At 67.4% G+C, this 24389-nt stretch carries 25 protein-coding genes; 8 read left to right on the top strand and 17 right to left on the bottom strand.

Annotation, left to right across the window (positions count from 1 at the left end; genetic code table 11):
• Positions 1–4: 4 nt before the first annotated feature.
• The 11 genes from ACFQ4E_RS15785 to ACFQ4E_RS15735 all read right to left on the bottom strand — a co-directional run bounded on the left by ACFQ4E_RS15785 (position 5) and on the right by ACFQ4E_RS15735 (position 10196).
• Positions 5–1261 (bottom strand): multidrug effflux MFS transporter, encoded by a 1257-nt coding sequence (locus ACFQ4E_RS15785; protein ID WP_386805228.1) that lies wholly within the window; start codon positions 1259–1261, stop codon positions 5–7.
• Between the two features lie 272 nt (positions 1262–1533).
• The gene (locus ACFQ4E_RS15780) at positions 1534–2406 is read right to left on the bottom strand and encodes a DMT family transporter (RefSeq protein WP_386805226.1); all 873 of its coding nucleotides are present in this window, start codon (positions 2404–2406) and stop codon (positions 1534–1536) included.
• A 122-nt stretch (positions 2407–2528) separates the two neighbouring features.
• A complete protein-coding gene (locus ACFQ4E_RS15775; RefSeq protein WP_386805222.1) occupies positions 2529–3512 on the bottom strand; it encodes an ABC transporter substrate-binding protein in 984 nt (327 codons plus the stop codon).
• Between the two features lie 28 nt (positions 3513–3540).
• Positions 3541–4392: an ABC transporter permease gene (locus ACFQ4E_RS15770; protein ID WP_386805220.1), complete on the bottom strand. Its 852-nt coding sequence runs from the start codon at positions 4390–4392 to the stop codon at positions 3541–3543.
• 79 nt (positions 4393–4471) lie between these two features.
• Positions 4472–5395 (bottom strand): ABC transporter permease, encoded by a 924-nt coding sequence (locus ACFQ4E_RS15765; protein ID WP_386805273.1) that lies wholly within the window; start codon positions 5393–5395, stop codon positions 4472–4474.
• 77 nt (positions 5396–5472) lie between these two features.
• Positions 5473–6246 carry an ABC transporter ATP-binding protein gene (locus ACFQ4E_RS15760; RefSeq protein WP_386805219.1) on the bottom strand — a complete coding sequence of 258 codons (774 nt, stop codon included), beginning with the start codon at positions 6244–6246 and terminating at the stop codon, positions 5473–5475.
• Positions 6243–6746: a hypothetical protein gene (locus ACFQ4E_RS15755; protein ID WP_386805217.1), complete on the bottom strand. Its 504-nt coding sequence runs from the start codon at positions 6744–6746 to the stop codon at positions 6243–6245. The genes ACFQ4E_RS15760 and ACFQ4E_RS15755 overlap by 4 nt, the downstream gene beginning before the upstream one ends.
• A complete protein-coding gene (locus tag ACFQ4E_RS15750) occupies positions 6737–7063 on the bottom strand; it encodes a hypothetical protein (RefSeq protein WP_386805215.1) in 327 nt (108 codons plus the stop codon). The genes ACFQ4E_RS15755 and ACFQ4E_RS15750 overlap by 10 nt, the downstream gene beginning before the upstream one ends.
• A complete protein-coding gene (gene hydA, locus ACFQ4E_RS15745; protein WP_386805213.1) occupies positions 7063–8523 on the bottom strand; it encodes a dihydropyrimidinase in 1461 nt (486 codons plus the stop codon). The genes ACFQ4E_RS15750 and hydA overlap by 1 nt, the downstream gene beginning before the upstream one ends.
• A gap of 86 nt (positions 8524–8609) precedes the next feature.
• Entirely contained in the window at positions 8610–8855 is a 246-nt protein-coding gene (locus ACFQ4E_RS15740) for a hypothetical protein (RefSeq protein WP_386805211.1), read from the bottom strand.
• A gap of 90 nt (positions 8856–8945) precedes the next feature.
• Positions 8946–10196 (bottom strand): Zn-dependent hydrolase, encoded by a 1251-nt coding sequence (locus ACFQ4E_RS15735; RefSeq protein WP_386805209.1) that lies wholly within the window; start codon positions 10194–10196, stop codon positions 8946–8948.
• A gap of 166 nt (positions 10197–10362) precedes the next feature.
• Here ACFQ4E_RS15735 and ACFQ4E_RS15730 point away from each other — a divergent pair, with 166 nt between their 5' ends.
• Together ACFQ4E_RS15730 and ACFQ4E_RS15725 are read left to right on the top strand one after the other, a co-directional pair.
• On the top strand, positions 10363–10986 hold the full coding sequence (locus ACFQ4E_RS15730) for a TetR family transcriptional regulator C-terminal domain-containing protein (protein ID WP_386805207.1): 624 nt from the start codon (positions 10363–10365) through the stop codon (positions 10984–10986).
• A gap of 35 nt (positions 10987–11021) precedes the next feature.
• Positions 11022–11261 (top strand): N-(5'-phosphoribosyl)anthranilate isomerase, encoded by a 240-nt coding sequence (locus tag ACFQ4E_RS15725; protein ID WP_386805206.1) that lies wholly within the window; start codon positions 11022–11024, stop codon positions 11259–11261.
• A gap of 100 nt (positions 11262–11361) precedes the next feature.
• On the opposite strand, the gene preA is transcribed toward ACFQ4E_RS15725, so the two are convergent.
• Genes preA through ACFQ4E_RS15710 form a run of 3 tightly spaced genes read right to left on the bottom strand, consistent with a single transcriptional unit; the run spans position 11362 to position 14800 of the window.
• Positions 11362–12669, bottom strand: coding sequence for an NAD-dependent dihydropyrimidine dehydrogenase subunit PreA (gene preA, locus ACFQ4E_RS15720; protein WP_386805204.1), 1308 nt, complete (start codon positions 12667–12669; stop codon positions 11362–11364).
• A gap of 20 nt (positions 12670–12689) precedes the next feature.
• Positions 12690–13472, bottom strand: a complete 783-nt coding sequence (locus ACFQ4E_RS15715; protein WP_386805202.1) for an Fpg/Nei family DNA glycosylase — start codon at positions 13470–13472, stop codon at positions 12690–12692.
• Positions 13472–14800, bottom strand: coding sequence for an NAD(P)-dependent oxidoreductase (locus tag ACFQ4E_RS15710; RefSeq protein ID WP_386805200.1), 1329 nt, complete (start codon positions 14798–14800; stop codon positions 13472–13474). Before ACFQ4E_RS15710 ends, ACFQ4E_RS15715 begins: the two co-directional genes overlap by 1 nt.
• A 325-nt stretch (positions 14801–15125) precedes the next feature.
• Between ACFQ4E_RS15710 and ACFQ4E_RS15705 the strand changes: the two genes are divergently transcribed.
• From ACFQ4E_RS15705 to ACFQ4E_RS15690, 4 genes are all read left to right on the top strand, one after another.
• The gene (locus ACFQ4E_RS15705) at positions 15126–15626 is read left to right on the top strand and encodes a type III secretion system chaperone family protein (protein WP_386805199.1); all 501 of its coding nucleotides are present in this window, start codon (positions 15126–15128) and stop codon (positions 15624–15626) included.
• A 129-nt stretch (positions 15627–15755) separates the two neighbouring features.
• On the top strand, positions 15756–16571 hold the full coding sequence (gene proC, locus ACFQ4E_RS15700) for a pyrroline-5-carboxylate reductase (RefSeq protein WP_386805197.1): 816 nt from the start codon (positions 15756–15758) through the stop codon (positions 16569–16571).
• Positions 16564–16902 carry a tRNA-binding protein gene (locus ACFQ4E_RS15695; protein ID WP_386805195.1) on the top strand — a complete coding sequence of 113 codons (339 nt, stop codon included), beginning with the start codon at positions 16564–16566 and terminating at the stop codon, positions 16900–16902. The genes proC and ACFQ4E_RS15695 overlap by 8 nt, the downstream gene beginning before the upstream one ends.
• 65 nt (positions 16903–16967) lie before the next feature.
• Positions 16968–18086 carry a beta-ketoacyl-ACP synthase III gene (locus tag ACFQ4E_RS15690; protein ID WP_386805193.1) on the top strand — a complete coding sequence of 373 codons (1119 nt, stop codon included), beginning with the start codon at positions 16968–16970 and terminating at the stop codon, positions 18084–18086.
• 41 nt (positions 18087–18127) lie between these two features.
• Here ACFQ4E_RS15690 and ACFQ4E_RS15685 read toward each other — a convergent pair whose 3' ends face one another.
• Entirely contained in the window at positions 18128–18721 is a 594-nt protein-coding gene (locus tag ACFQ4E_RS15685) for a thymidine kinase (protein ID WP_386805191.1), read from the bottom strand.
• A gap of 184 nt (positions 18722–18905) precedes the next feature.
• Here ACFQ4E_RS15685 and ACFQ4E_RS15680 point away from each other — a divergent pair, with 184 nt between their 5' ends.
• Complete coding sequence (locus ACFQ4E_RS15680; RefSeq protein WP_386805189.1) at positions 18906–19778, top strand: helix-turn-helix transcriptional regulator; 873 nt, start codon at positions 18906–18908, stop codon at positions 19776–19778.
• 387 nt (positions 19779–20165) lie between these two features.
• Here the strand turns inward: ACFQ4E_RS15680 and rimO are convergent, their stop codons facing one another.
• Positions 20166–21539 (bottom strand): 30S ribosomal protein S12 methylthiotransferase RimO, encoded by a 1374-nt coding sequence (rimO, locus tag ACFQ4E_RS15675; protein ID WP_386805187.1) that lies wholly within the window; start codon positions 21537–21539, stop codon positions 20166–20168.
• A 95-nt stretch (positions 21540–21634) separates the two neighbouring features.
• Here rimO and ACFQ4E_RS15670 point away from each other — a divergent pair, with 95 nt between their 5' ends.
• A complete protein-coding gene (locus tag ACFQ4E_RS15670) occupies positions 21635–23011 on the top strand; it encodes an FAD-binding oxidoreductase (RefSeq protein WP_386805184.1) in 1377 nt (458 codons plus the stop codon).
• A gap of 3 nt (positions 23012–23014) precedes the next feature.
• Here the strand turns inward: ACFQ4E_RS15670 and ACFQ4E_RS15665 are convergent.
• Positions 23015–24389, bottom strand: a 1375-nt coding sequence (locus ACFQ4E_RS15665; protein WP_386805183.1) for a UdgX family uracil-DNA binding protein, incomplete at its 5' end; no start/stop codon positions are given.

Genomic DNA, 24389 nt, shown 5'->3' with positions numbered 1-24389 from the left:
AGGCTCAGCCGTCGCGGCGGCGCTGGTAGAGTCCCCAGCCCTCGGCATATGCCGCCAGCGTGAGCGACAGGAGGCCGAGCCCCGCGAAGCCCGCGAAGAGCGGCACGGTGGTGCCGTTGTAGAGGTATCCGAGCGCGGCGCCGATCAGGCCTCCGCCAAGCGTCTGGACGGTGCCCAGAACCGCCGAGGCGGTGCCCGCGACATGGCCGAGCTCCTCCATCGCCAGCGAGTTGAAGTTCGCGGGGATGAAGCCGAAGAAGCAGAATTGCGGGATCAGGAGCGCCAGGAACAGCCAGAACGGCGTCGCGCCGCCCATCCACCACGCGAGTCCCGCATGCAGGAGGCCGATCAGGGCGAAGCCCGTGAGCGCGCCGTGGCTCAGGCGGCGGGTGCCGAAGAGCGAGACGAGGCGCGAATTGGCAAAGCTCGAGGCGGCCATGAAGGTGGCGACGAGCGCGAAGTAGAGGGTGAAGGCCGGGCCGATATCGTAGACCTGGGTGTAGACCTGCTCGGCCTGGCTCACGAAGGAGAAGAGCACGCCGAAGAACGCGCCGGTCGCCAGCGTGTAGCCGAAGGCGCGGCGGTTGGTGAAGATGATGCGGAAGCTTTCGAGCACGTGATGGCCGTCGAGCTCGCGGCGGTTCTCGGGTGCGAGCGTTTCCGGCAGGCGCGTCCAGGTCCAGACGAAGGCGGCGACGCCGAAGAGCGCCATGACGATGGCGACCTCGCGCCAGTTGCCGAAGAGCAGGACGAGCGAGCCGATATTCGGCGCGAAGACCGGCATCGCCATGAAGACCATCATCACGAGCGACATGACGCTGGCCATGCGTTCGCCCTTGAACCGGTCGCGGACCACGGAGAGCGCGATCACACGGGTCGCGGCGGCACCGACGCCCTGGATGAAGCGCAGCGCGAGGAGCGCTCCGAAGCTCGGGGCGAAGATCGCGGCGATGGCGGCAAGGGTGTAGATGCCGAGGCCCGCGAAGAGCACCGGCCGTCGCCCGAAGCGGTCCGAGAGCGGGCCGTAGATCACCTGCGCGCCGCCGAAGCCGATCACGTAGCTGCCGATGACAAGCTGCACCGCGTTCTCGTCGGGGACCGCAAGCGCGGAGCCGATCTCGGACAGGGCGGGGATATACACGTCGATCGCCGCGGCGTTGAGCGCCATGAGAAAGGCGACCATGGCGACGAATTCCCAGTAGGGCTGGGCCTTGGCAACACGGGAGGGCATGGCGGCGTCTGGATCTGCGGTTACGGTCATCAGGAGGGCTCCGGACGCGCCAGGGACGCGTCATCGCGGTCATTCGGTCAGGGAACGGACCGGCATGTCGGGGCCAGCCCATCGTTTCCATTCGCACATAACGCACAGTTTGTCGTGGAACAGGCCTGCAACTGCGACTTTCCGCACATTCGGGCGCATAGGCGCTATGCGGTTTTCACATGGCTGGAGCGTGACGTCCGGGGCTTTCGAGGTCGTCTTGGGGACGCCCGGCGCTCCGCCCCCTGCCCGCCTGAGCGCCGGTGTCTCTCGCCTCAGCTTCGGGCGCGGCGGCGCGGCAGGGGAACGGTCTCGAGAAGTCCCGCCGAGACGACCAGCGTGCCGCCGACGATCTCGAGGAAGCTCAGCGTCTCGCCCGCGAAGAGCGCGGCGCTGGCGGCGCCGACCAGCACCTCGGATTGCAGGAGGATGCCGACCCGCGCGGGCTCGACCCGCCGCACCGCCCAGGTGAGCGCGGTCATCGCCAGCCCCCAGAAGAGCGCGCCGGTCCCGAGCGCCCAGAGCGTCGCGGGCAGAAGCGGCACGGGGTCCGTGGGAAAGGGCGACAGGAGCGGCGCCGCGATCAGCGCGGCGACCAGAGCACCGCTCGCGAAGGTGAGCGCGCCATGGCGCGGGTCGATCTCGGGGGTTTCGCTGATCCCGGTGGTGGCGACCGCCCAGAGAACGCCCGAGGCCAGCGCCATCCACTCGCCCGCCGCCCGCGGCACCGGCCAGCCGCCATCGCCAAGCATCAGCGCAAGACCCGCAATCCCGACGCCCACGGCGGCAAGCCGGTGGGCGCTGGTGCGCCGCCCGAGGACCAGGCGCGCGATCAGCGTGCTCCAGACCGGCGTCAGGAAGAAGAGAAGCACGATCACCGCGACCCGCCCCTGCACCAGCCCGACGGAATAGAGGACGAATGCCAGCCCGCCGAGCGCGAAGCTGGCATGGGCGAGCCCCAGGGGCGCACGGCGCGGCACCCGGAGCGCGACGGGGGCCAGGACCAGAACCGCCGCCGCGACCACGGCGAGCGTGCCCCAGGCCCCGGTCAGGCCAAGGCCCTCGAGCGCGCGGACCGGGATCCAGTAAATGCCCCAGAGGATGCCCGAGACCACGATGATGAGATTGGCGAGGCGCTGCGTGTCCATGACGCCCGAGGTAGCGCCCGCGCCTCCCCGAGGAAAGCGGCGGCCCGGGCTTTCACAGGGAAAGACCGCCGCGAGGGTGTCGCGGCGGTCTCTTTTTCGTCAGCCGTGGCGGCCTTCGCGGATCAGTTCAGCGCCTGATCGGTGATCTCGGTGGTGAAGGCGCCCTCGGGCTCCTTGGTGATCACCGGGTCCGAGCCGCCCGCCAGAAGCGTGTCGACCGTGCGCTGGTAATCGGCCTCGTCGAGCGACCCGTCGGAGCCCAGGGTCAGCTTGGCGATCTCGCCCATCATGCGGACCTGGTGCGCCTCGGTCTGGGCCCCGGTCGCGTCGTTGTCGAGCACGATCCCGGCGGCTTCCTCGGGGTTCTCCTCGGCGTATTTCCAGCCCTTCATCGAGGCGCGCACGAAGCGGACCATCTTGTCGACGAAGGCCGGGTCGCCCAGGTTCTCTTCGAGCACGTAGAGGCCGTCCTCGAGCGTGGCGACGCCCTGATCCTCGTATTTGAAGGTGACGAGCTCGTCCTCGCTGACGCCCGCGTCCAGCACCTGGCCGAACTCGTTATAGGTCATGGTCGAGATGCAATCGGCCTGCCGCTGCAGGAGCGGGTCGACGTTGAAGCCCTGCTTGAGGACGGTGATGCCCTCTTCGCCGCCCTCGGTCGGGATGCCCGCCTGGCTCATCCAGCTCAGGAACGGGTATTCGTTGCCGAAGAACCAGACGCCGATGGTGCGGCCCTTGAAGTCCTCGGGGCCGGTGATGCCGGTGTCCTTCCAGCAGGTCAGCATGAGACCCGAGGTCTTGAAGGGCTGGGCGATATTGACGAGCGGCAGGCCTTTCTCGCGCGCCGAGAGCGCCGAGGGCATCCAGTCGACCATGACGTCGGCGCCGCCACCGGCCAGCACCTGCGGGGGCGCGATGTCGGGGCCGCCGGGCAGGATGGTGACGTCGAGGTCCTCCTCGTCGTAGAAGCCCTTCTCCTCGGCCACGTAATAGCCCGCGAACTGGGACTGGGTGACCCATTTGAGCTGCAGCGTCACCTCGTCGGCGGCCTGGGCGGCCCCGGCTCCGAGCGTGGCGGCAAGGGCCGCGATGATCCTGGTCTTCATGTCGTACTCCCGTTGGTTTTGTCTTTGATTACCGACGCTTTCGCTGCGCCGGATGCCAGAAAGTGAGCCGCGCCTCGAGGGCCGCGATGATCCCGTAGAAGGCCGAGCCCGCAAGCGCGGCCATGACGATCTCGGCCCAGACCATGTCGAGCGCCAGCTGCCCGACGCTGGTCGAGATCCGGAACCCCATGCCGAGGGTCGGGGAGCCGAAGAACTCGGCCACGATGGCGCCGATGAGCGCCAGCGTCGTCGCGATCTTGAGGCCGTTGAAGAGGAAGGGCAGCGCGGCCGGCAGGCGCAGCTTGAAGAGCGTCTGCCAGTAGCTCGCGCCATAGGTGCGCATCAGGTCGCGCTGCATCGCGCTGGTGTCGGCGAGGCCCGCAACGGTGTTCACCAGAACCGGGAAGAAGACCATGACCACGACCACCGCGGCCTTGGACTGCCAGTCGAACCCGTACCACATCACCAGGATCGGCGCGGTGCCGACGATGGGAAGCGCCGCCATGAAATTGCCGACGGGCAGGAGCCCGCGCTTCAGGAACGCGTAGCGATCGGCGAGAAGCGCCACCGCGAAGGCCGCGACGCAACCGATGACGTAGCCCGAGAGCGCGCCCTTCACGAAGGTCTGCACGAGATCCGACCAGAGCACCGGCAGCGAGGTCGCGAAGCGCGCCGCGATCTCCGAGGGCGCGGGCAGGATCACCGAGGGCACCTCGAGCCCGCGCACGACCAGCTCCCAGACGGCGAGGATGGTCAGGCCGAAGATCGCCGGCACCAGCGCCTTGACCGGGGCGCGCGACGCCGACGGCCCCGAGGCCAGCGACACGTTCAGCCAGAAGGCTCCGGCCCAGAGGAGAAGCGCGAAGATCACCAGAAGCACGGGATCGTCCCTTCTTCTTTCTCCAAATACGCACCTCTGCGGTCCGCCACGACGCGCGGGCTCTGGCGGGCGCGCGCGCTCATGACCGAAGCCCCATGCGCGCCAGTGTCACCCGCTCGATCAGCCCGATCAGGCCGACCAGCAGCGCCGCGAGGATCGCCGCGCCGAAGAGCGCCGCCCAGATCTGGATGGTCTGGCCATAATAGCTCCCTGCCAGGAGCCGCGCGCCGAGCCCCGAGACCGCGCCGGTGGGCAGCTCGCCCACGATGGCGCCGATGAGCGAGGCGGCGACGCCGATCTTCAGCGAGGCGAAGAGATAGGGCATCGAGGCCGGGAGGCGCAGCTTCCAGAAGGTCTGCGACCGGCTCGCGCCGTAGGTCCGCAGGAGATCGAGCTGCATCGCGTCGGGCGCGCGCAGGCCCTTCACCATGCCGACCACGACCGGGAAGAACGAGAGATAGGCCGAGATGATCGCCTTCGGGACCAGCCCCTGCAGGCCCAGCGAGTAGAGCACCACGATGATCATCGGCGCGATGGCGATGATCGGCACGGTCTGGCTGACGATCGCCCAGGGCATGACGCTCATATCCATGACCCGGCTGTGCACGATGCCCACGGCCAGGAGGATGCCGAGCCCGGTGCCGATGGCGAAGCCCGCGAGCGTCGCCGAGAGCGTGACCCAGGCGTGCCAGACAAGGCTGCGCTTCGAGGTGATCTTCTTCTCGACCGTCGTGTCCCAGAGCTCGATGGCGACCTGGTGCGGCGCGGGCAGGCGCGGACGCTCCTGCATATAGGCGCTGGCAAGTGCCGCGCCGGGGTTCTGGAGGCTCAGCGCCAGGCCGCCCATGGCGCGCCGTGCGGCCGGTTCTTCGGGCGAGACCGCCTGCCCGGCCCGCTCGGCCAGAAGCAACGATTGCGCCGCGTTCATCGGGATGCAGGCGAGATACCAGAGCACCACCAGCGCCGCGACCACCGCCAGGACCGGCCCGATATGGTGGCCCATGCCGCGCGCCCAGAGCGCCACGCGGCCCGAGCGGCCGACGCCCGCCTGCGGCGCGGAGAGAGGCGCGGTGGTGTCGCTCATGCGGCCTCCATCCCCTCGCGCAGACCTTCGCGGACGCGGTGCGCGATCTCGATGAACTCGCGGCTGTCGCGGATGTCGAGCGGGCGCTCGCGCGGCAGCGGGCTGTCGATCACATCCGAGATCCGCCCCGGACGCGGGCTCATCACCACGATCTTGGTCGAGAGATAGACCGCCTCGGGGATCGAATGCGTCACGAAGAGCATGGTCTTCTCGGTCCGCGCCCAAAGCCGCAGAAGCTCTTCGTTCAGGCGGTCGCGGACGATCTCGTCCAGCGCGCCGAAGGGCTCGTCCATCAACAGGATGTCGGCGTCGAAACTGAGCGCCCGCGCGATCGAGGCGCGCTGCTGCATGCCGCCCGAGAGCTGCCAGGGGTATTTTTTCTCGAACCCGTCGAGATCGACGAGCTTCAGCGTCTCCTTCACGCGACGGGCCTTTTCCTCCTTGGAAAAGCCCATGATCTCGAGCGGCAGCCGGATATTGCCGCCGATGGTGCGCCAGGGATAAAGCCCCGCCGCCTGGAAGACATAGCCATAGGCACGCGCGCGCCGCGCCTCGTCGGGGCTCATGCCATTAACGGTGAGCGTGCCCGAGCTCGGCGTCTCGAGCCCCGCGACGCAGCGCAGGAAGGTGGTCTTGCCGCAGCCCGAGGGTCCGATGAAGGACACGAACTCGCCCTTGTCGATCTCGAGATCCACGCCCTTGAGCGCGTGGACCGGGCCGTCATTGGTCTCGAAGGTGAGATTGAGGTCTCTTGCCTGAATAACGGTCATGGAAACTCCAACTGGTCGCGGGTCATGAAGAGCGCCATCACGATCGAGAGGCCCGAGATAGTGGCCATCAGCGGAAAGGAGAGGTCGGTTTCAAGAGCGCGGTGGAATACAGTCCAGCCTATTCCGGTTGTCGCAAGCGAGAACGCCACGCCGCCGACGATCAGCCAGAAAAAGCCGCTCTTCATCCGAAAACCGAAAACGTTCGCGGCGATCGAAGTCAGCGCGATCCAGATCACCACCAAGGTAAAAGGCAGGAGAAGCGTAAACTGCGTAGTCCAGAAGGCATTCGCAAGCCCCTGAAAAAGGGTCCCTGAAAAGGCGCTTTCAGGGTCCGCGGAATGCAAAGAGGCGATCAACTCAGCCACCCCAAGCAACAACCCGACACGAACGACTATGCCGCAGCCAAATCGGTATGGATGGCGGTTTGCCAGTTTCATGGTCGCACGGTTTCGCACGGCGGACAGCTTGGCGCTTGTGTTGAGAGTCTTCATCAGCCGCACGGGTCCAGGATCTCCTGGGCGCCGTCCTCGGCGGTGAGCACGATCCCGAGACCGTCCGCCGAGGGCCCGATGCCGAAGACGCGCTTGCGGGTCTCGGCGGGTCCGGGACAGGTCGCCATCAGCGTGCCGGTCTGGACGGCGGTGATCATGCAGGTCTCGCCCCGGAGGCTCAGATGCCCCGGAAGGATCGCCACCTGCCGCTCGACCGCGCTCTCGTCGCCCGCGAGCCGCGCGCAGCCCTCGGGCGTGCCGTAGGCGCCCGAGCCCTGCGCGACGGCGGGCTCGGCCAGCATCGCGAGCGCGGCGAGCCAGCGCATCAGATGCCCGCCGGGATGTTCATGGGATCGCGCTGGATCATCTTGGGCGCGGTCAGCGCCTTCCATTTCGACAGCGCGGCATGGGCCGAGGGGAAGGCCGGGCGCGGCACGAACTTGCCGCGGCCGGGCTGGGGCTGGCTGTTCTGGCCCCAGGCCCAGATCACCTCGCCGCGGCTCAGCGTGTAGCGCGGCTGGGCGGTGACCTCGAAGCCCTCGAAAACGTTGTAATCGAGGATGGAATGGTGGTTCGAGGCCGAGATGGTCTTGGTGATCGACGGGTCCCAGACGACGATATCGGCATCCGCGCCTTCGACCAGCGCGCCTTTCTTCGGATAGATGTTGAGGATCTTGGCGACGTTCGACGACGTGACCGCGACGAACTCGTTCATCGTCAGGCGCCCGGTCTCGACCCCGGCGGTCCAGAGCACGCCGAGCCGCTCCTCCAGCCCGTTCGAGCCGTTGGGGATCTTGGTGAAATCGCCTATGCCCATGCGCTTCTGCTCGGTCGAGAACGCGGCATGGTCGGTGGCGACAACCTGGAGCGAGCCCGACTGGAGACCGGCCCAGAGGCTGTCCTGATGCTCCTTGTTGCGGAAGGGCGGCGACATCACCCGGCGCGCGGCATGGTCCCAGTCGGTGTTGAAATACTCGGTCTCGTCGAGAGTCAGGAACTGCGCCAGCGGCTCGCCATAGACCCGCATGCCCTTCTGGCGGGCGCGGCGGATGGCCTCATGCGCCTGCTCGCAGGAGACATGCACGATATAGAGCGGCACACCGGCGGCATCTGCGATCATGATGGCGCGATTGGCGGCCTCGCCCTCGACCTCGGGCGGGCGCGAATAGGCGTGGCCCTCGGGGCCGGTGATGCCCTTCTCCAGCATCTCCTGCTGCAGATCCGCGACGATATCGCCGTTCTCGGCATGCACCATCGGCAGCGCGCCCAGCTCCTTGCACCGCTTGAACGAGGCGTACATCTCGTCGTCCTCGATCATCAGCGCGCCCTTGTAGGCCATGAAATGCTTGAACGAGTTGACGCCCATGTCGACGGCGTCCTTCATCTCGTTGAAGATCGTCTCGTTCCAGCCGGTCACCGCCATGTGGTAGCCGATATCCGAGCAGATCTGCGGCGCCGACTTGCGGTGCCACTCGTTGATCGCGTTCTTGATCGACCCGTCCGCGCCCGGCAGGCAGAAATCCACGAGCATGGTGGTGCCGCCGACCGCCGCCGCCCAGGTGCCGGTCTCGAAGGTCTCGGCGGCGGTGGTGCCCATGAAGGGCATCTCGAGATGGGTGTGCGGGTCGATGCCGCCGGGGATGACATAGGCGCCCTCGGCGTCGATATAGGTCTCGCCCTTCAGATCCTCGCCGATCCGGGCGATGGTCTCGCCCTCGATCAGGATGTCCGCCTTCCAGGTGCGGTCGGCGGTGACGATGGTGCCGTTCTTGATGACCTTGCTCATGGCGCGTCTCCCTGTGACTGTCTCGCCTTTTCAGGCTTCTTCTTTTTCCAAATACGCAACGCCGTCCCGACCGCCCGCGCCGCCCGTCAGGGCTGGGGCAGGACGGGCACGCAGACCGGCGCGCCATTGACGTCGCGCACCAGCTCGGGCGTGCCGCCATCCGCCGGGATGACCGTCTGGCAGCCGTTCTCGTCGATCACCAGCGTGGCGCCCGCGGCGTCGTTCACCACGGTCTTGCCCTCCACCTGCCGGACCGGCGGCGGCGGCCCGCCGATCCGTCCGCAGGACGTTGTGACAAGAGCAATCGCCAGAAGGCACAGACCCAGTTTCATACACAGACTCTCCCGTTCCGGGCGCCGCAGCCGCGCCCCGGGGCGAGACTGCGCCAGCGGCGGGTCGCAGGCAATGGGCAGCCGCATGGGTCAGGAGACGATCTCCGCCGTCTCGACCACCGCGTGAAAGAGCACATCCGCTCCGGCCCGCGCCCAGTCCTTGGTGATCTCCTCGGCCTCGTTGTGGCTGAGACCGTCGACGCAGGGGCACATGACCATCGCGGTCGGCGCGACCTGGTTGATCCAGCAGGCGTCGTGACCCGCGCCCGAGACGATGTCTCGGTGGCTGTAGCCCAGCCGCTCGGCGGCCTGACGGATCGCCGAGACGCAGCCCTCGTCGAAGGTGACGGGGTCGAAATGGCCGACCGGCTCGATCTCGATCCCGAGACCCAGCGCCTCGGCGATCTTCGGAGCCTCGGCTTCGAGCCGCGCGCGCATGCCGTCGAGCTTCTCCTGGTCGGGCGAGCGGAAATCGATGGTGAAGACCGCCTTGCCGGGGATCACGTTGCGCGAGTTCGGATAGACATTCGCGTGCCCGATGGCGCCGACCGCGTCGGGCTGGCTATCCATGGCGATCTGGTGCACGAGCTCGGTGATCCGCGCCATTCCGAGCCCGGCATTGACCCGCATGTTCATCGGGGTCGAGCCGGTATGCGCGTCCTTGCCGGTCAGCGTGACCTGAAGCCACCAGAGCCCCTGGCCGTGGGTGACGACGCCGATATCGACGCCCTCGGCCTCGAGGATCGGGCCCTGTTCGATATGGAGCTCGAAAAACGCGTGCATCTTGCGCGCGCCGACCTCTTCCTCGCCCTTCCAGCCGATCCGTTCGAGCTCGTCGCCGAAGCGCTTGCCCTCGGCATCCTCGCGCGCATAGGCCCAGTCCTGATCGTGGATGCCCGCGAAGACGCCCGAGGCCAGCATCGCCGGGGCGAAGCGGGTGCCCTCTTCGTTGGTCCAGTTGGTGACGACGATCGGGTGCTTGGTCTTGATGTTGAGATCGTTGAGCGAGCGCAGGATCTCGAGCCCGCCGAGCACGCCGAGGATGCCGTCGTATTTCCCGCCGGTCGGCTGGGTGTCGAGATGCGAGCCGACATAGACCGGCAGCGCGTCGGGATCGGTGCCGTCGCGCTGGGCGAACATGTTGCCCATCTGGTCGAGCCCCATCGAGCAGCCCGCGGCTTCGCACCATTTCTGGAACAGCGCCCGGCCCTCCGCGTCCTCGTCGGTCACGGTCTGGCGGTTGTTGCCGCCGGCGATGCCGGGGCCGATCTGCGCCATCTCCATGAGGCTGTCCCAGAGACGGTCGCCATCGATCCGGAGGTTTTCACCCGGTGCCGCCATGTCGTGCTCCCTGTTCGTTTCGCGCTTGCCGTGTGCGCGCCGGTTTTTTACCATTTGGTCAAGGACACGATTGCAACGCCGCCCGGGGCTGTCAAGCGAGGAAGCCGGGCGGAAGGACCACAGGCAGAACCACCTGCCCGAAATTTCCGCAGGAGAGACCCCGACGATGGATGCCCGCCCCGACCCCGAGAAGAAACCGAGCCGCATTCAGCAGCGCAACCGGCGGCGAATCCTCGAAGCGGCGCTCGACGTGTTCTCGGCCGAGGGGTTTCGCGGGGCGACGCTCGACGCGATCGCCGAGGCCGCGGGCATGTCGAAGCCGAACGTGCTCTATTACTTCGACAGCAAGGAGACGATCCATGTCACCCTCCTGAACGGGCTGATGGAGACATGGGTCGAGCCTCTGCGGGCGCTCCGCGACGACGCCGATCCGGTCGAGGCGCTGATGGCCTATGTGATGACCAAGCTCGAGATGAGCCGCACGATGCCGCGCGAAAGCCGGCTCTTCGCCAACGAGATATTGCAGGGCGCACCGCGGATGGGACCGCATCTACAGCGCGGGCTGAAGCCCTTGTTCGACCGGAAATGCGCGCTGATCTCGGGCTGGGTGCAGGCGGGACGGCTGGCCGAGATCGACCCGGCGCATCTTCTGATGACCATATGGGCCGTGACGCAGCATTACGCGGATTTCGAAGCGCAGGTCGCGGTGCTTCAGCCGGACCGCCGCGACGGCTGGGCGCGCGCCGAGCGCCATGTCGACGCGATGTTCCGGCATCTTCTCACGCCTTAACCTCACTTTTACGCGCCTCTGTCTCTAGTTGGCCCATGAGACTGGATCGAAAAGCGATCCTTTCGCCCTGCCAGACCCAATGGCTCGACCAGGTCTTCAGCGCGCGGGCAGTGGCGAAAGGCGGGGTCGTGCGGCGCGCCGTGCGCGACACCGAACGCATGGTCGGGCGAGCGATACTGGCGTCGGAAGTGCGCCGTTGCGGGTTCCACATGGTGGAATGCGGCGGCCAGTTCATCGTGATCTGCAACGACGGCGAGGTGCAGATCGTGGTTTAAATAGAAAATCTTAGTTAAGATTTTCTATCCTCCAGATTTTTAATTAAAAATCTGGAGGAACTTCGAAATGTCGATGGCGCTTTCCGAAGGCTCAGGCGGATCACTCCGCCGCCTTGACCGCCATCGGATTGTTCGGATGGGTCGTCCAGTTCGCGTATTCGCCCGACACCACCCGACCGGTCCGCGGATCGGTCTCTCCGGCCTCGAGCTTGACCATCGAGATGCAGTTCTCGACCGGGCAGACATCGACACACAGGTTGCACGCCACGCATTCCTCGTCGATCACCTCGAAGACCCGATCCGGCGACATCGAGATGGCCTGGTGCGAGGTGTCCTCGCAGGCCGCGTAGCAGCGGCCACACTGGATGCAGGCGTCCTGGTCGATCCGCGCCTTGGTCACATAGTCGAGGTTCAGATACTGCCAGTCGGTCACGTTGGGCACAGCGCGGCCGACGATCTCGGAGACCGAGCGATAGCCTTTCTCGTCCATCCAGGCCGAAAGACCCCGGGCCATTTCCTCAACGATGCGGAAGCCGTAGGTCATGGCGGCGGTGCAGACCTGCACGTTATGGGCGCCGAGCGACAGGAACTCCGCCGCGTCGCGCCAGGTGGTCACTCCGCCGATGCCGGAGATCGGCAGGCCGCGCGTCGCCTCGGCACGGGCGATCTCGGACACCATCGAGAGCGCGATGGGTTTCACCGCCGGGCCGCAATAGCCGCCGTGGCTGCCCTTGCCGTCGATTGTCGGCTGGGGCGCCATGAGGTCGAGATCGACCGAGGTGATGGAGTTGATCGTGTTGATCAGCGACACCGCATCGGCGCCGCCGTTTCGCGCGGCCTCGGCGGGCTTGCGGATGTCGGTGATGTTGGGCGTCAGCTTCACGATCACCGGGCGGTCGTAATATTGTTTGCACCAGCGGGTGACCATCGCGATATACTCGGGAACCTGGCCCACCGCCGATCCCATGCCGCGTTCGCTCATCCCGTGCGGGCAGCCGAAATTGAGCTCGATCCCGTCGGCATTGGTCTCGGCCACGCGCGGCAGGATTGCCTTCCAGGCCTCTTCCTCGCAGGGCACCATGATCGAGGCGATGAGCGCGCGGTCGGGATAGTCGGCCTTCACCCGCGCCATTTCCTCGAGATTCGTCTCGAGCGGACGGTCGGTGATCAGTTCGATATTGTTGAGACCCAGGAGCCTGCGGTCCGCGCCGTAGATCGCGCCGTAGCGCGGACCGTTGACGTTGACGACCGGCGGTCCTTCGGAGCCCAGCGTCTTCCAGACCACGCCGCCCCAGCCTGCCTCGAAGGCGCGGCGGACGTTGTACTCCTTGTCGGTCGGCGGCGCGGAGGCGAGCCAGAAGGGGTTGGGGCTCTTGATGCCCACGAAATCGGAACTCAGGTCGGCCATGGCGCTCTCCCTCTGCGGTCTCAGCTCTGGTGTTCGGTGCAATGATAGGCGGAGCGTCCGCCCACCGTGGTCTTGGTGATCGTGCCGCCGCAGCGCGGACAGTCCACGCCCTCCTCGCGGGCGCGCAGCAGCCAGTCATCGGGCAGCTTCGAATAATCGGCATTCAGATCGAGCAGCGTGCCGAGCACGTGCCGCATCTCGTCATAGAGGCTGTCGAGCTGGCCCTCGTCCAGACCCGAGGCCGTCCTGTCCGGCGCGATCCCGGCGCGGAAGAGCGTCTCGTCGGACCAGAGATTGCCGAGCCCGGCGAGTTTCTTCTGGGCCATGAGGGCGGATTTCACCGCGCCCCGGGTCGCCCCGATGACCGCGCGAAAGCGCGCGCGGTCGATCTCCATCGCGTCGGGACCGAGGCCGGTCTCGGCGACGAAGCTCTCGGGCGCGTCGATGGGCCGGACCCAGCCGAGCTTGCGCGGGCAGCGATAGGCCAGACGGGTGTCGCCCTCGAACTCGAACGTGATCCGGGCGAAATCCGGGGCGGCGTCGCCGGACGTATAGGGCCGGAGCGAACCGGTCATGCCGAGATGCACGGCGATCCAGGGGCCGGTTTTCGAGCCCGCGAAGATGTATTTGCCGTGGCGCGCGGTCTCGGTGAACTGCCGCCCGACCAGCGCCTCGCGCTCGGAAGCGGAGGGCAGCTCGACATGGGTCGTGTCATTGCCGAGCCGCACCGCCTCAATCGTGCGGTTGAGGCAGTGCTCCGTGACACGGCGCCGGTTGGCCTCGGCTTCGGGCAACTCGGGCATCAGCCCGCCATGAGCGTGGCGTGGATGTCCTCGGCGGCGTCGCGGCCCTCGGCCACGGCGACGACGGTGAGATCCTCGCCCGGGGTGCAATCGCCCCCGGCCCAGACGCCCGGGCGCGAGGTGCGGCCTGCGCCGGTCACCTTGATCTTGCGCCCGTCGAGATCGAGATCGGCCTCGACCATAAGGCTCTGGCCGATGGCGCGGAAGACCTGGTCCGCCGGGAGCCGCAGACGCTCGCCGGTGCCCTTGAGGCCCGAGCCGTCATCGGCGGTGTATTCGAGCTCGATCTCGCGCGCGGCGCCGTTGCCATGCACGGCGACCGGCATCGTGTCGCAGAGGATGCGCACGCCCTTGGAGGTCGCGAGTTGCTGCTCGAACTCCGAGGCGCCCATCCGGTCCTGCGAGCGGCGATAGGTGATGGTCACGGTCTCGGCGCCCAGGAGCTTCGACTGAACGGCGGCGTCGATGGCGGTCATGCCGCCGCCGATGACCACGACGTTGCGCCCCACGGGCAGCTTGGTCAGGTCGGTGGACTGGCGCAGCGCGGCGATGAAGGCGACGGCGTCCATGACGCCCTCGCGCTCGCTGCCCTCGGCGTCGAGCGCGTTCACGCCCGCAAGGCCGACCCCCAGGAAGACCGCGTCGAACTCGGCATCGAGCGCGTCGAGGCTCAGCTCTTTCCCGAGCGCGTGACCGGGCTTGAGGGTGATCCCGCCGATCTGCAGGAGCCAGTCGACCTCTTTCTGCGCGAAATCGTCGGTGGATTTGTAGGCGGCGATGCCGAACTCGTTCAGACCGCCCGGCTTGTCCTTGGCATCGAAAAGCGTGACCGCGTGGCCCTTCATCGCCAGCCGGTGCGCGCAGGAAAGACCCGCGGGGCCCGCGCCGACCACGGCGACGCGCTTGCCGGTGTCCGGGGCGCGGTCGAACGGGTGATCCTGGCGCGCCATGAGCGCGTCGGTGGCATGGCGCTGGAGCCGCCCGATCTCGACCGGCTGGCCTTCGGCGGCCTCGCGCACGCAGGCGCCCTCGCAGAGATCCTCGGTCGGGCAGACCCGGGCGCACATGCCGCCGAGCGGGTTCTGCTCGACGATGGTGAGGCCCGCCGCCTCGGGCTGGCCGGTGGCGATCTGGCGGATGAAGAGCGGGATGTCGATGGCCGTCGGACAGGCGGTGACGCAGGGCGCGTCGTGGCAGAAATAGCAGCGGTCCGCGGCGACGGCGGCCTGATGCGGATCAAGCGGCGCGTGGAGATCGGCGAAGTTTGCCGCGATCTCGCCCGCGCTCAGACGGCCTGCTGCGATCCCCGGTGTCCGTGTGTCGGCCATGATGCCTCCCTGACTCTTTTCACTGTTCGTGGAGCGAGCTTGGCACGGAAAATTTTTTTATCAAACGGTAAAATTATTTGAGGGGCGAAAAATCGGTGCGATCCGCCGCTCAGTGCCGCAGATTTCCGCATCGCTCATCTTGCGGCCATGCGCGGCCTTCTCCACAACTTAATGTGGCATTCGCTAAATTAGCGCTTTACAGACCGGCACCGCCCCATGCACCATATCTTGTAAGGGGTCAGGGACATCGCCTCGGCCCCTTGAGCAGGCACCTAGCGCTTGGGGGCGCTGCCGCCCCCTCCGCTACAACAAAAGAGGTGGCGCCATGGCCCTTGCCGAGCAGTTTTTCGAAGAAGAGCTTCATCCCATCGACATCGTCGAACACCTGGCCGAACATCACGACTGGGATTTCGACCGGATCGGCGACGACCAGATCGCGATGGCGGTCGAGGGACAGTGGCGCACCTACTCGATCACCCTGGCCTGGTCGCATTACGACGAGACGCTGCGGCTGATCTGCACCTTCGAGATGGAGCCGCCGGACGACAAGCTCGCCGCGCTCTATGACGGGCTGAACCGGGTCAACGACCAGTGCTGGGCGGGCGCCTTCACCTATTGGGGCGAGCAGAAGCTGATGGTCTACCGCTACGGCCTCGTGCTGGCGGGCAACCAGGTCGCGAGCCCCGAGCAGATCGACACGATGATCACCGCCGCGGTGCTGTCGGCCGAGCGCTACTACCCGGCCTTCCAGCTGATGGCCTGGTCCGACAAGAGCCCCAAGGAGGCGCTGCAGATCGCCATCGCCGAGGCTTACGGCACCGCCTGACAGGCAGAGGTTTCCGAAGACAGGCGCCCGCCGGTTCTGCCGGCGGGCGTTTTCATGTCCGGGCGCCTCAGGATTGCCGAAGCGGTTGCAAGGCGTTAGCCCTGTTGGCGGTCAGGTTGGAGAGAACTTATGCAGGATACGGAGATCGCGCGCCGCGGCATGGCGCTTCTTGGGTGCGGCAAGATGGGATCGGCGATGCTGGAGGGCTGGCTGGCCCGCGGGTTGCCGAAGAGCTCGGTCTGGGTGACGGACCCCAAGCCCTCGGACTGGCTGAGCGCGCAGGGCGTGCATCTGAACGACGCGCTGCCCGAGGACCCGGCCATCGTGCTGGTCGCGGTGAAGCCGCAGATGATGCGCGACGCGCTGCCGGAACTGGCGACGCTCGGGGATGGCGACACGCTCTTTCTGTCGGTGGCGGCGGGCGTGCCGCTGGCGACCTACGAGAGCCTTCTGGGCGACAAGACCCCGATCGTCCGGGCGATGCCCAACACCCCCGCCGCGATCGGGCGCGGGATCACCGCGATCATCGGCAATGCGCAGGCGACGGAAAAGCATCTCGACCAGGCCGAGCTGCTTCTCTCGGCGGTGGGCGAGGTGGTGCGGCTCGAGGACGAGGCGCAGATGGATGCGGTGACGGGCGTGTCGGGCTCGGGTCCGGCCTATGTCTTCCACATGATCGAATGCCTCGCGGCGGCGGGCGAAGCCGAGGGGCTGACGCCGGACCTCGCGCTGCAATTGGCCCGCGCGACCGTCGCGGGCGCGGGCGCGCTGGCGCAGGAGACCGGCGAGACGCCGGGGCAGTTGCGCAAGAACGTGACCTCGCCCAACGGCACGACGCAGGCCGGGCTCGAGGTGCTGATGCAGGAGGAAGGCGGCCTGCCGCCCTTGATGCGCGCCACGGTCGCTGCGGCGGCAGAGCGGTCGCGGGAGCTGTCGCGTGACTGAGATCGCGTTCGACGATTTCATGAAGGTCGATATCCGCGCGGGCACGGTGATCCGCGCGGAGCCCTTCCCCGAGGCGCGCAAGCCCGCGATCAAGCTCTGGATCGATTTCGGCCCGGAGATCGGCGAGAAGAAGAGCTCGGCCCAGATCACGGTGCATTACACGCCCGAGGCGCTGGTCGGACGGCAGGTCATGGCCGTGGTGAACTTTCCTCCGCGCCAGATCGGTCCGGTGATGTCCGAGGTGCTGGTCCTCGGCGCGTCGGACGAGGCGGGTGCGATCGTGCTCCTGTCGCCCGATCACCCGGTCCCGAACGGCGCGCGGATGCATTGACGTAAAGGCCGCGCTTGTCTCGGGCGCCCCGGCGGCACAGTTTAACGGGCGAGGAGACCTGCCCCATGTTCACACCTGCGATCACCGGCACCGGCGTCTTTACGCCCGAGCATGTCATCACCAATGAAGAGCTGGTCGAGGCGTTCAACGCCCATGCCGATCTCTTCAACGCCGAGAACGCCGAGGCCATCGCGGCCGGCGAGATCGAGGCGAAGGGGCATTCGAGCACCGAGTTCATCTTCAACGCCTCGGGCATCGAGCAGCGCTATGTCTACGAGAAGGACGGCATTCTCGAACCCGACCGGATGTATCCGCGGCTTGCCCCGCGCGACGCCGAAGCGCCCTCGATCATGGCCGAGATCGCGCTCGATGCCTGCGGGAAGGCCTTGGCGCAGGCCGGGCGCGAGGCGTCGGAGGTCGATCTGGTGATCTGCGCGGCCTCGAACCATGAGCGCCCCTACCCCGCCATCGCGGTCGAGATTCAGCGCCATCTCGGCGCCGGCGGGTTCGCCTTCGACATGAACGTGGCCTGTTCCTCGGCGACCTTCGGCATCCAGGCGGCGGCGGACATGATCCGCTCGGGCTCGGTCCGGCGGGCGCTGGTGGTGTCGCCCGAGGTCACCTCGGGGCATCTCGAATGGCGCGACCGGGACTGTCACTTCATCTTCGGCGACGTCTGCACGGCGGTGCTGATGGAGCGCGCCGAGGACGCCAAGGGCGCGCGGTTCGACGTGGTCTCGACCCGCTGCGCGACCGAGTATTCCAACAATATCCGCAACGAGAACGGCTTTCTGCGGCGAACCCGCGACGCGATGGAAGACCGGCGCGACATGCAGTTCATGCAGAACGGGCGGAAGGTCTTCAAGGAGGTGCTGCCGCTCGTCTCGGCGCATATCCTCGGCCATCTCGAGGATGCGGGCTGGGAGGCGGAGGGCCTCAAACGGCTCTGGCTGCACCAGGCCAACAAGACGATGAACGATTTCATCGGCAGGAAGGTCATGGGGCGGGTGCCGGAGTCCGACGAGCAGCCGAACATCCTGCAGGATTACGCGAACACCTCCTCGGCGGGGTCGATCATCGCGTTCTCGAAGCATTCGGGCGATCTGGAACCGGGCGACCGGGGGGTGATCTGCTCGTTCGGGGCGGGGTATTCGGTGGGCTCGGTGCTGGTGGAGCGCGTCTGAGCCGGATTTCGGTGAAATCCGCATGACATCCGAAGCGGATGTCAGCCCGTGGCTGCGGTCTCGCCCATTGCCGCGCGCCAGTGCCTGCGGCAGAGGCTGACATAGGTCTCGTTGCCGCCGATCTGGACCTGCGCCCCGTCGCGGATCACTTGGCCTTCGCTGTCCTGCCGCACCACCATCGTCGCCTTGCGCCCGCAATGGCAGATCGTGCGGACCTCGCGCAAATCGTCGGCCAGCGCCAGAAGCGCGGCGGAGCCCGGAAAGAGCTGGCCGCGGAAATCGACGCGCAGCCCGTAGCACATCACCGGCACAGAGAGATCGTCAGCGACGCGGGCAAGCTGCCAGACCTGGATGTCGGAGAGGAACTGCGCCTCGTCGAGGAAAACGCAGGCCAGGGGGCCCTCAGTGATGCGCGTCTCGATCCGGGCGAAGAGATCGGTGTCGGCAGAGAAGGTCTCGGCGTCGCGTCCGAGACCGATGCGCGAGCCGATGCGTCCCGCCCCGGCGCGGCTGTCGACCGCGGCGGTCATGCGCATCACCGCCATGCCGCGCTCTTCGTAATTATGCGCGGCCTGCAACAGGAGCGTCGATTTCCCCGCGTTCATCGTCGAGTACATGAAGTAGAGCTTGGCCATGGGCGTTCCTTGCCCGAGCCGCGCGGACCGGGCAAGTCGGGTGCGATCACGGAACGTCTGGTCTTTCCCATCCGAACGGATAGGATCGCGCGCGGGACAGGCGCCGCTCATGCACGGCGCAGGGGACAGGAGACGGTGTGGCGGACGTTGGCGGGATACGGCCATCGGCAGGAGGGGGCATGACATGCCCCTGATCGGATCGGGTCAGCCGCCCCGCGAGATGGTCGATGCCGAGCATTACGTGCCGGAGCTTCTGCAGGGGTTTCTCCTGGCGCTCGAAGGCACGCGGCGGTCTTCGGATGTCTGGGATCTTCTGGTGCGGCTCGGGCGGCAGGTGGGCCTGCCCTTCGTCGATTTCGTGGTGACCGCGTCGCTTCAGGACTGGAAGAAGACGCTCTTCATCCGCACCTCCTACGAGGCGGATTGGCTGCAGGCGCTGCATTCCGATCCCGAACTGGGGCGCTGGACCTATTTCCGCGATCACGCGATGCGCTACCTGACGCCGGTTCTGGTCGGGCTCGAGTTCGTCGACGAGTACCGGCAGGTGCCGCCCGAGCGGGTAGAGCATCTGCGCGAGGCGGCGCGGCGCGGTCTGCGCGCGGGGTTCTCGGTGCCGCTCCGCCAGCATGCGCCGCCGCAGGCTGGGCTCATCACCTTTTCCGGCGATATCTCGGCGCGGCAGATGCGGGTGATCGCGCGCTCGCACGGATGGGTGCTGCACACCGCCGCGCTGACCGGGCACCAGCGCTACATGCAGCATTTCACCTCGGAATTTCCCGAGCGGAATCACCTCACCGCCAAGCAGATCGAGCTTCTGACCATGATCGGACGCGGGTTGAAGGATCGCGAGATCGCCGAGGCGCTGGGGGTGTCGGTCTCGGCGGTGCGTCAGCGGCTGGGTACCTTGCACACCAATACCGGTGTCCCGAGCCGGACCGAACTGGCCGCGCTGGCGATGACGGTCGGTCTTCTGCCGATGCCGACCGAGCCGGGGCATGATTCGGCCGACACCCGCGTGCTGATCGAGAGCGACGGCGGCCCCTTCGCGGAGCACTGAGACGGAAAACCTGCCCAGCGCGGACATGAAAAAGGGCGCCCACGAGGGGCGCCCGTTTTGGTGATGGAAAAGAATGTGTTCTAAAGGTCTTGGCCCCCGAAGGAGCGCAACAGGGAATGTCTCGGACGCGCCGCTAGGATGCGATTGCGACGTGGCTTCGACAGAGTTTGAAGAACCGCGACTGGCCCACGGTGCCTCGGGAAACAAGATTATTTTAACCCATTTCTACAATGCGGTGAGCGTGTTCTTGCAAGAATCGAACTCCGAATCGCGCGAAGTTGCGCCCAATTCTTGAGCAAACTGTCACTTCTTACAGGTGCACCTATCCTTAGGGATAGTTTATCAGCGGAATTGCCGAATCGAGACGCAACGTCACTCGGCCGGCACTCAGCCGGTGCGCACGCCCCAGAGGTCGTATTCCCCGGCCTCGTCGACCGTGACCTCGACCAGATCGCCGGGTGCGAGGTCCTCGAACCCGCTGTCGATAAAGAGATTGCCGTCGATCTCGGGCGCGTCGGACAGGGTGCGGCAGGTGGCGCCGTCCTCCTCGACGCTGTCGACCAGAACGGTCATGCGGCGACCGACCTTGGCGGCGAGCCTGGCCTCGGAGATCGCCTGCGCCTTCTCCATGAAACGCTCCCAGCGCTCCTGTTTCACCTCGGGCGCGACGTGATCCGGCAGCGCGTTCGAGCGCGCGCCCTTGACATCCTCGTATTGGAAGCAGCCGACACGGTCGAGCTGGGCCTCGTCGAGCCAGTCGAGAAGATGCTGGAACTCGGCCTCGGTCTCGCCGGGATAGCCGACGATGAAGGTCGAGCGCAGGGTGATGTCCGGGCAGGTGTCGCGCCAGGCGCGGATCTCGTCGAGCGTCCGCGAGGCCGCTGCGGGCCGCGCCATGCGCTTCAGGACGTCCGGATGGGCGTGCTGGAACGGGATGTCGAGATAGGGCAGCACGCCCCGCTCGGACATCATCGGCACGAGGTCGCGGACATGCGGATAGGGATAGACGTAATGCATCCGGACCCAGATGCCGAGCTGGCCCAGCTCTTCGGCCAAGGGCAGGATCGGGAACTTGTGGTCGCGGTCGGACCAGTCGGTGCCATAGGCCGAGGTGTCCTGGCTGATGACCAGAAGCTCCTTCACGCCGCTCTCGACGAGCTTCTCGGCCTCGCGCAGGACGGCCTTCATCGGGCGCGACTGCAGGCGGCCACGCATGTCGGGGATGATGCAGAACCGGCACTTGTGGTTACAGCCCTCGGAGATCTTGAGGTAGCTGTAATGGCGCGGCGTGAGCTTGACGCCCGACGCGGGCAGCAGGTCCACGAAGGGATCGGGGTCGGGCGGCACCGCGGCGTGAACGGCGTCGAGCACCTGCTCGTATTGATGCGGGCCGGTGACGGCGAGAACCTTCGGATGCGCGCCGGTGATGTAATCGGGCTCGGCGCCCAGGCAGCCTGTGACGATGACCCGGCCGTTTTCCTTGAGCGCCTCGCCGATGGCGTCGAGGCTCTCGGCCTTGGCGCTGTCGAGAAAGCCGCAGGTGTTCACGATCACCGCCTCGGCCCCGGCATAGTCGGGCGAGATCGCGTAGCCCTCGGCGCGCAGGCGCGTGAGGATGCGTTCGCTGTCGACCAGCGCCTTGGGACAGCCGAGCGAGACCATGCCGATCGTCGGCTGCTGTCCGGGACGAACGGTCGAGAGGTCGCGCTCCAGCCGGGCGTTGGCGAGGTCGGGACGGAGGTTGGGCGGGTTCTGAGCCATGCGCGCGGATATAGGCGAGAGCGATGCTCGGGGAAAGAGCGTGACTTGTGGCCGCGCGGTGCCGGCGCGATAAGCGGCCACGAGGAGGACTGTTCATGACCTACGGACCCGCACCGCTCGACGCCCTGTCTGCCCTTCTGGGCGCCCGCTGCGCCACCGGCGAGAGCGTGCTCGATCAGCACGGGCGCGACGAGGGCTACACCTCCCCTGCCCGTCCCGAGGCCGTGCTCTTTCCCGAAAGCACCGCCGAGGTCTCCGAGATCCTGCGCCTCTGCCACGCGGCGCGCTGCCCGGTGATCCCCTTCGGTGTCGGCTCGTCGCTCGAGGGGCACGTGGTGCCCGCCCATGGCGGCGTGGCGCTCGACATGATGCGGATGAACAAGGTCCTGGCCGTCAATGACGCCGATCTCGACGCGGTGGCGCAGCCCGGCGTGACCCGCACCGAGCTCAACGCCCGGCTCCGCGACACCGGGCTGATGTTCACCGTCGATCCCGGTGCCGATGCAAGCCTCGGCGGGATGGCGGCGACGCGGGCCTCGGGCACCAACACGGTGCGTTACGGGACGATCCGCGACAATATCCTGGCGCTCGAGGTGGTGCTGGCGGACGGACGGGTGATCCGCACCGGGTCGCGCGCCCGCAAGAGCGCCACCGGCTACGACCTGACGCGGCTGATGATCGGGTCGGAAGGCACGCTCGGGGTCATCACCGAGCTGACGGTCAAGCTCTGGGGCATTCCCGAGAAGATCTCCTCGGCCGTCTGCGGGTTTCCGACCGTCGAGGCGGCGGTCGACACGGTGATCCTCGCCATCCAGTCCGGTCTGCCGATGGCGCGGATCGAGCTTCTGGACGAGGTCCAGATGGGCGGGATGAACCTCTACAACCCCGACATGCAGCTGGCCGAGGTGCCGACGCTGTTTCTCGAGTTTCACGGCACCGAGGCGGGCGTCGCCGAGCAGGTCGAAAGCTTCCGCGAGATCGCCGAGGAGATGGGTGGGTCGGATTTCGCCTGGGCGACGAAGATGGAAGAGCGCAACCGGCTCTGGAAGGCGCGCCACGACGCCTATTACGCTGGAAAGGCGCTGCGCCCGGGCGCGGAGGGCATGGTCACCGATACCTGCGTTCCGATCTCGGCGCTGGCCGAGGCGATCCGGCGCACTAAGGAGCGCATCGCCGCCTCGGGGCTGATCGCGCCGCTCGTGGGCCATGTGGGCGACGGCAATTTCCACCTTCTCATCCTTGTCGATCCGGCCGATCCCGGCGACGTGGAGCGCGGCAAGCGGCTGGCCGGAGAGGTCAACGAGATCGCGCTGTCGCTTGGCGGGACCGTGTCGGGCGAGCATGGCGTGGGCACCGGGAAACTGCGCTATCTCGAGGCCGAGCATGGCGCGGCTTACGCGGTGATGGCCGAGCTGAAGCAGGCACTCGATCCGCGCGGCATCCTCAATCCCGGCAAGCTCGTCACCGTCTGAGCGCTAGGTGGTGCAGACCTCCCAGGCGGCCGCGAGATCCTCGGCGAGCGCGGTGCGCGCGTCGGACTGCGCGCGCGGATCGGGCAGGCGCAGGATGTAGCTCGGGTGGAGCATCAGGAGGACGGGTTGGCCGTCGGGCGTCTCCTCGACTGTGCCGCGCCGTCGTAGAAGGCCCGTCCCGTCCCCGGTGAGGGACTGCGCCGCGGTGGCCCCCATGGCGAGGATGAGGCGGGGACGGACCAGGCGGCGCTCGATGTCGAGCCACCAGCGGCAGGCCTCGACCTCGCCCGTGTCGGGGCGCTGGTGGATGCGGCGCTTGCCGCGCGGGGCGAACTTGAAGTGCTTGACCGCGTTGGTGATGTAGGCGCGCGACCGGTCGAGCCCCGCGCTGCGCGCACAGTCGTCAAAGACCTCGCCCGCCGGTCCGACGAAGGGCCGCCCGGCCAGGTCTTCCTGGTCGCCCGGCTGTTCGCCCACGATCATCAGCCGCGCGTCCATCGGCCCCTCGCCCTTCACGACCTGCGTCGCGGGACCGCAGAGCCCGCAGCGGGTGCAGGCGTCGAGATCGCGGGAGAGCCGTTCGGCGGCATGTTTCGGCTCGGGCGCGGGCGCGCGCTGGCGGGCGTGGATGGCGGCGGTGCGCCGGTCGGTATCGAGACGCGGCTGCGCCTCGGCCATCTGGCGCACCCGGGTCTCGGCCCCGGCGATAAGACCGGGGATCAGCTCGGCCTCGGGCAGATTCTTCCAGTATTTCTTGGGCATCTCGGCGCACATGGCTTTGACCATGACGCGCGCCGGATTGAAGATGGAGGCGTAATAGGTGCGCCAGAGATCCTCGGTCGCGTCCTCGGGCGGCGGGCGCTGGTCGGCGGTTTCCTCGAAGCTGAGCCGTCCCTTTTCAAAGCGCGCGGTGACCGTGGGCGTCGCAATGATCCAGTCCATGTCGCCGAAGCGCTTGGCGAAGAAGGGCGTGGCGCGTTCGCAGATCGGGTGCTCGGGCTCGAACCAGGCGGCGAAGGCACGGCGGGGGCCGTCGCCCGGCACTTCCCGGAAGCGGACGAAGGCGTGCATCTTGTGGACGTCGCGGCCCACCGCCTTGGCCTGGCGCAGGATCAGCGCCATCTCCGCGTCGCGGCGGTCGCCCCAAGAGAGCTCCCCGGACGAGAGGCGGAGCACCGTGCGGTAGGCGCGCGCGAAGCGCTGCGGGTCGGAATGGCAGAGCGCGGATTCGAGACCGTCGACGGCGACGCGCGGGAGGTGAAGCTGTCGGGCGGGGCCGGAGGCGGGCGGCGCGGTTCCGGCGAAGAGATCGCGCGGTGCCTCGCGCACCGACCAGAGCACGGCCTCGGGGGGCGTGCCGTCCGCGGCGAGGCGGCGG

Origin of the sequence: Litorisediminicola beolgyonensis, from assembly GCF_042679605.1 — a bacterium.
Classification (GTDB): domain Bacteria; phylum Pseudomonadota; class Alphaproteobacteria; order Rhodobacterales; family Rhodobacteraceae; genus Litorisediminicola; species Litorisediminicola beolgyonensis.
This window is presented reverse-complemented; position numbering and strand designations above follow the sequence as displayed.

What these genes read in the sequence shown, in the direction of transcription:
- ACFQ4E_RS15735 (WP_386805209.1), bottom strand. Translation starts at nt 10,196, where the DNA reads ATGGCGGCACCGGGTGAAAACCTCCGGATCGATGGCGACCGTCTCTGG.
- ACFQ4E_RS15740 (WP_386805211.1), bottom strand. Translation starts at nt 8,855, where the DNA reads ATGAAACTGGGTCTGTGCCTTCTGGCGATTGCTCTTGTCACAACGTCC.
- ACFQ4E_RS15780 (WP_386805226.1), bottom strand. Translation starts at nt 2,406, where the DNA reads ATGGACACGCAGCGCCTCGCCAATCTCATCATCGTGGTCTCGGGCATC.
- ACFQ4E_RS15685 (WP_386805191.1), bottom strand. Translation starts at nt 18,721, where the DNA reads ATGGCCAAGCTCTACTTCATGTACTCGACGATGAACGCGGGGAAATCG.
- hydA (WP_386805213.1), bottom strand. Translation starts at nt 8,523, where the DNA reads ATGAGCAAGGTCATCAAGAACGGCACCATCGTCACCGCCGACCGCACC.
- proC (WP_386805197.1), top strand. Translation starts at nt 15,756, where the DNA reads ATGCAGGATACGGAGATCGCGCGCCGCGGCATGGCGCTTCTTGGGTGC.
- ACFQ4E_RS15680 (WP_386805189.1), top strand. Translation starts at nt 18,906, where the DNA reads ATGCCCCTGATCGGATCGGGTCAGCCGCCCCGCGAGATGGTCGATGCC.
- ACFQ4E_RS15765 (WP_386805273.1), bottom strand. Translation starts at nt 5,395, where the DNA reads ATGGGCCACCATATCGGGCCGGTCCTGGCGGTGGTCGCGGCGCTGGTG.
- preA (WP_386805204.1), bottom strand. Translation starts at nt 12,669, where the DNA reads ATGGCCGACCTGAGTTCCGATTTCGTGGGCATCAAGAGCCCCAACCCC.
- ACFQ4E_RS15750 (WP_386805215.1), bottom strand. Translation starts at nt 7,063, where the DNA reads ATGCGCTGGCTCGCCGCGCTCGCGATGCTGGCCGAGCCCGCCGTCGCG.
- ACFQ4E_RS15725 (WP_386805206.1), top strand. Translation starts at nt 11,022, where the DNA reads ATGAGACTGGATCGAAAAGCGATCCTTTCGCCCTGCCAGACCCAATGG.
- ACFQ4E_RS15730 (WP_386805207.1), top strand. Translation starts at nt 10,363, where the DNA reads ATGGATGCCCGCCCCGACCCCGAGAAGAAACCGAGCCGCATTCAGCAG.
- ACFQ4E_RS15715 (WP_386805202.1), bottom strand. Translation starts at nt 13,472, where the DNA reads ATGCCCGAGTTGCCCGAAGCCGAGGCCAACCGGCGCCGTGTCACGGAG.
- ACFQ4E_RS15775 (WP_386805222.1), bottom strand. Translation starts at nt 3,512, where the DNA reads ATGAAGACCAGGATCATCGCGGCCCTTGCCGCCACGCTCGGAGCCGGG.
- ACFQ4E_RS15705 (WP_386805199.1), top strand. Translation starts at nt 15,126, where the DNA reads ATGGCCCTTGCCGAGCAGTTTTTCGAAGAAGAGCTTCATCCCATCGAC.
- ACFQ4E_RS15710 (WP_386805200.1), bottom strand. Translation starts at nt 14,800, where the DNA reads ATGGCCGACACACGGACACCGGGGATCGCAGCAGGCCGTCTGAGCGCG.
- ACFQ4E_RS15760 (WP_386805219.1), bottom strand. Translation starts at nt 6,246, where the DNA reads ATGACCGTTATTCAGGCAAGAGACCTCAATCTCACCTTCGAGACCAAT.
- rimO (WP_386805187.1), bottom strand. Translation starts at nt 21,539, where the DNA reads ATGGCTCAGAACCCGCCCAACCTCCGTCCCGACCTCGCCAACGCCCGG.
- ACFQ4E_RS15670 (WP_386805184.1), top strand. Translation starts at nt 21,635, where the DNA reads ATGACCTACGGACCCGCACCGCTCGACGCCCTGTCTGCCCTTCTGGGC.
- ACFQ4E_RS15785 (WP_386805228.1), bottom strand. Translation starts at nt 1,261, where the DNA reads ATGACCGTAACCGCAGATCCAGACGCCGCCATGCCCTCCCGTGTTGCC.
- ACFQ4E_RS15690 (WP_386805193.1), top strand. Translation starts at nt 16,968, where the DNA reads ATGTTCACACCTGCGATCACCGGCACCGGCGTCTTTACGCCCGAGCAT.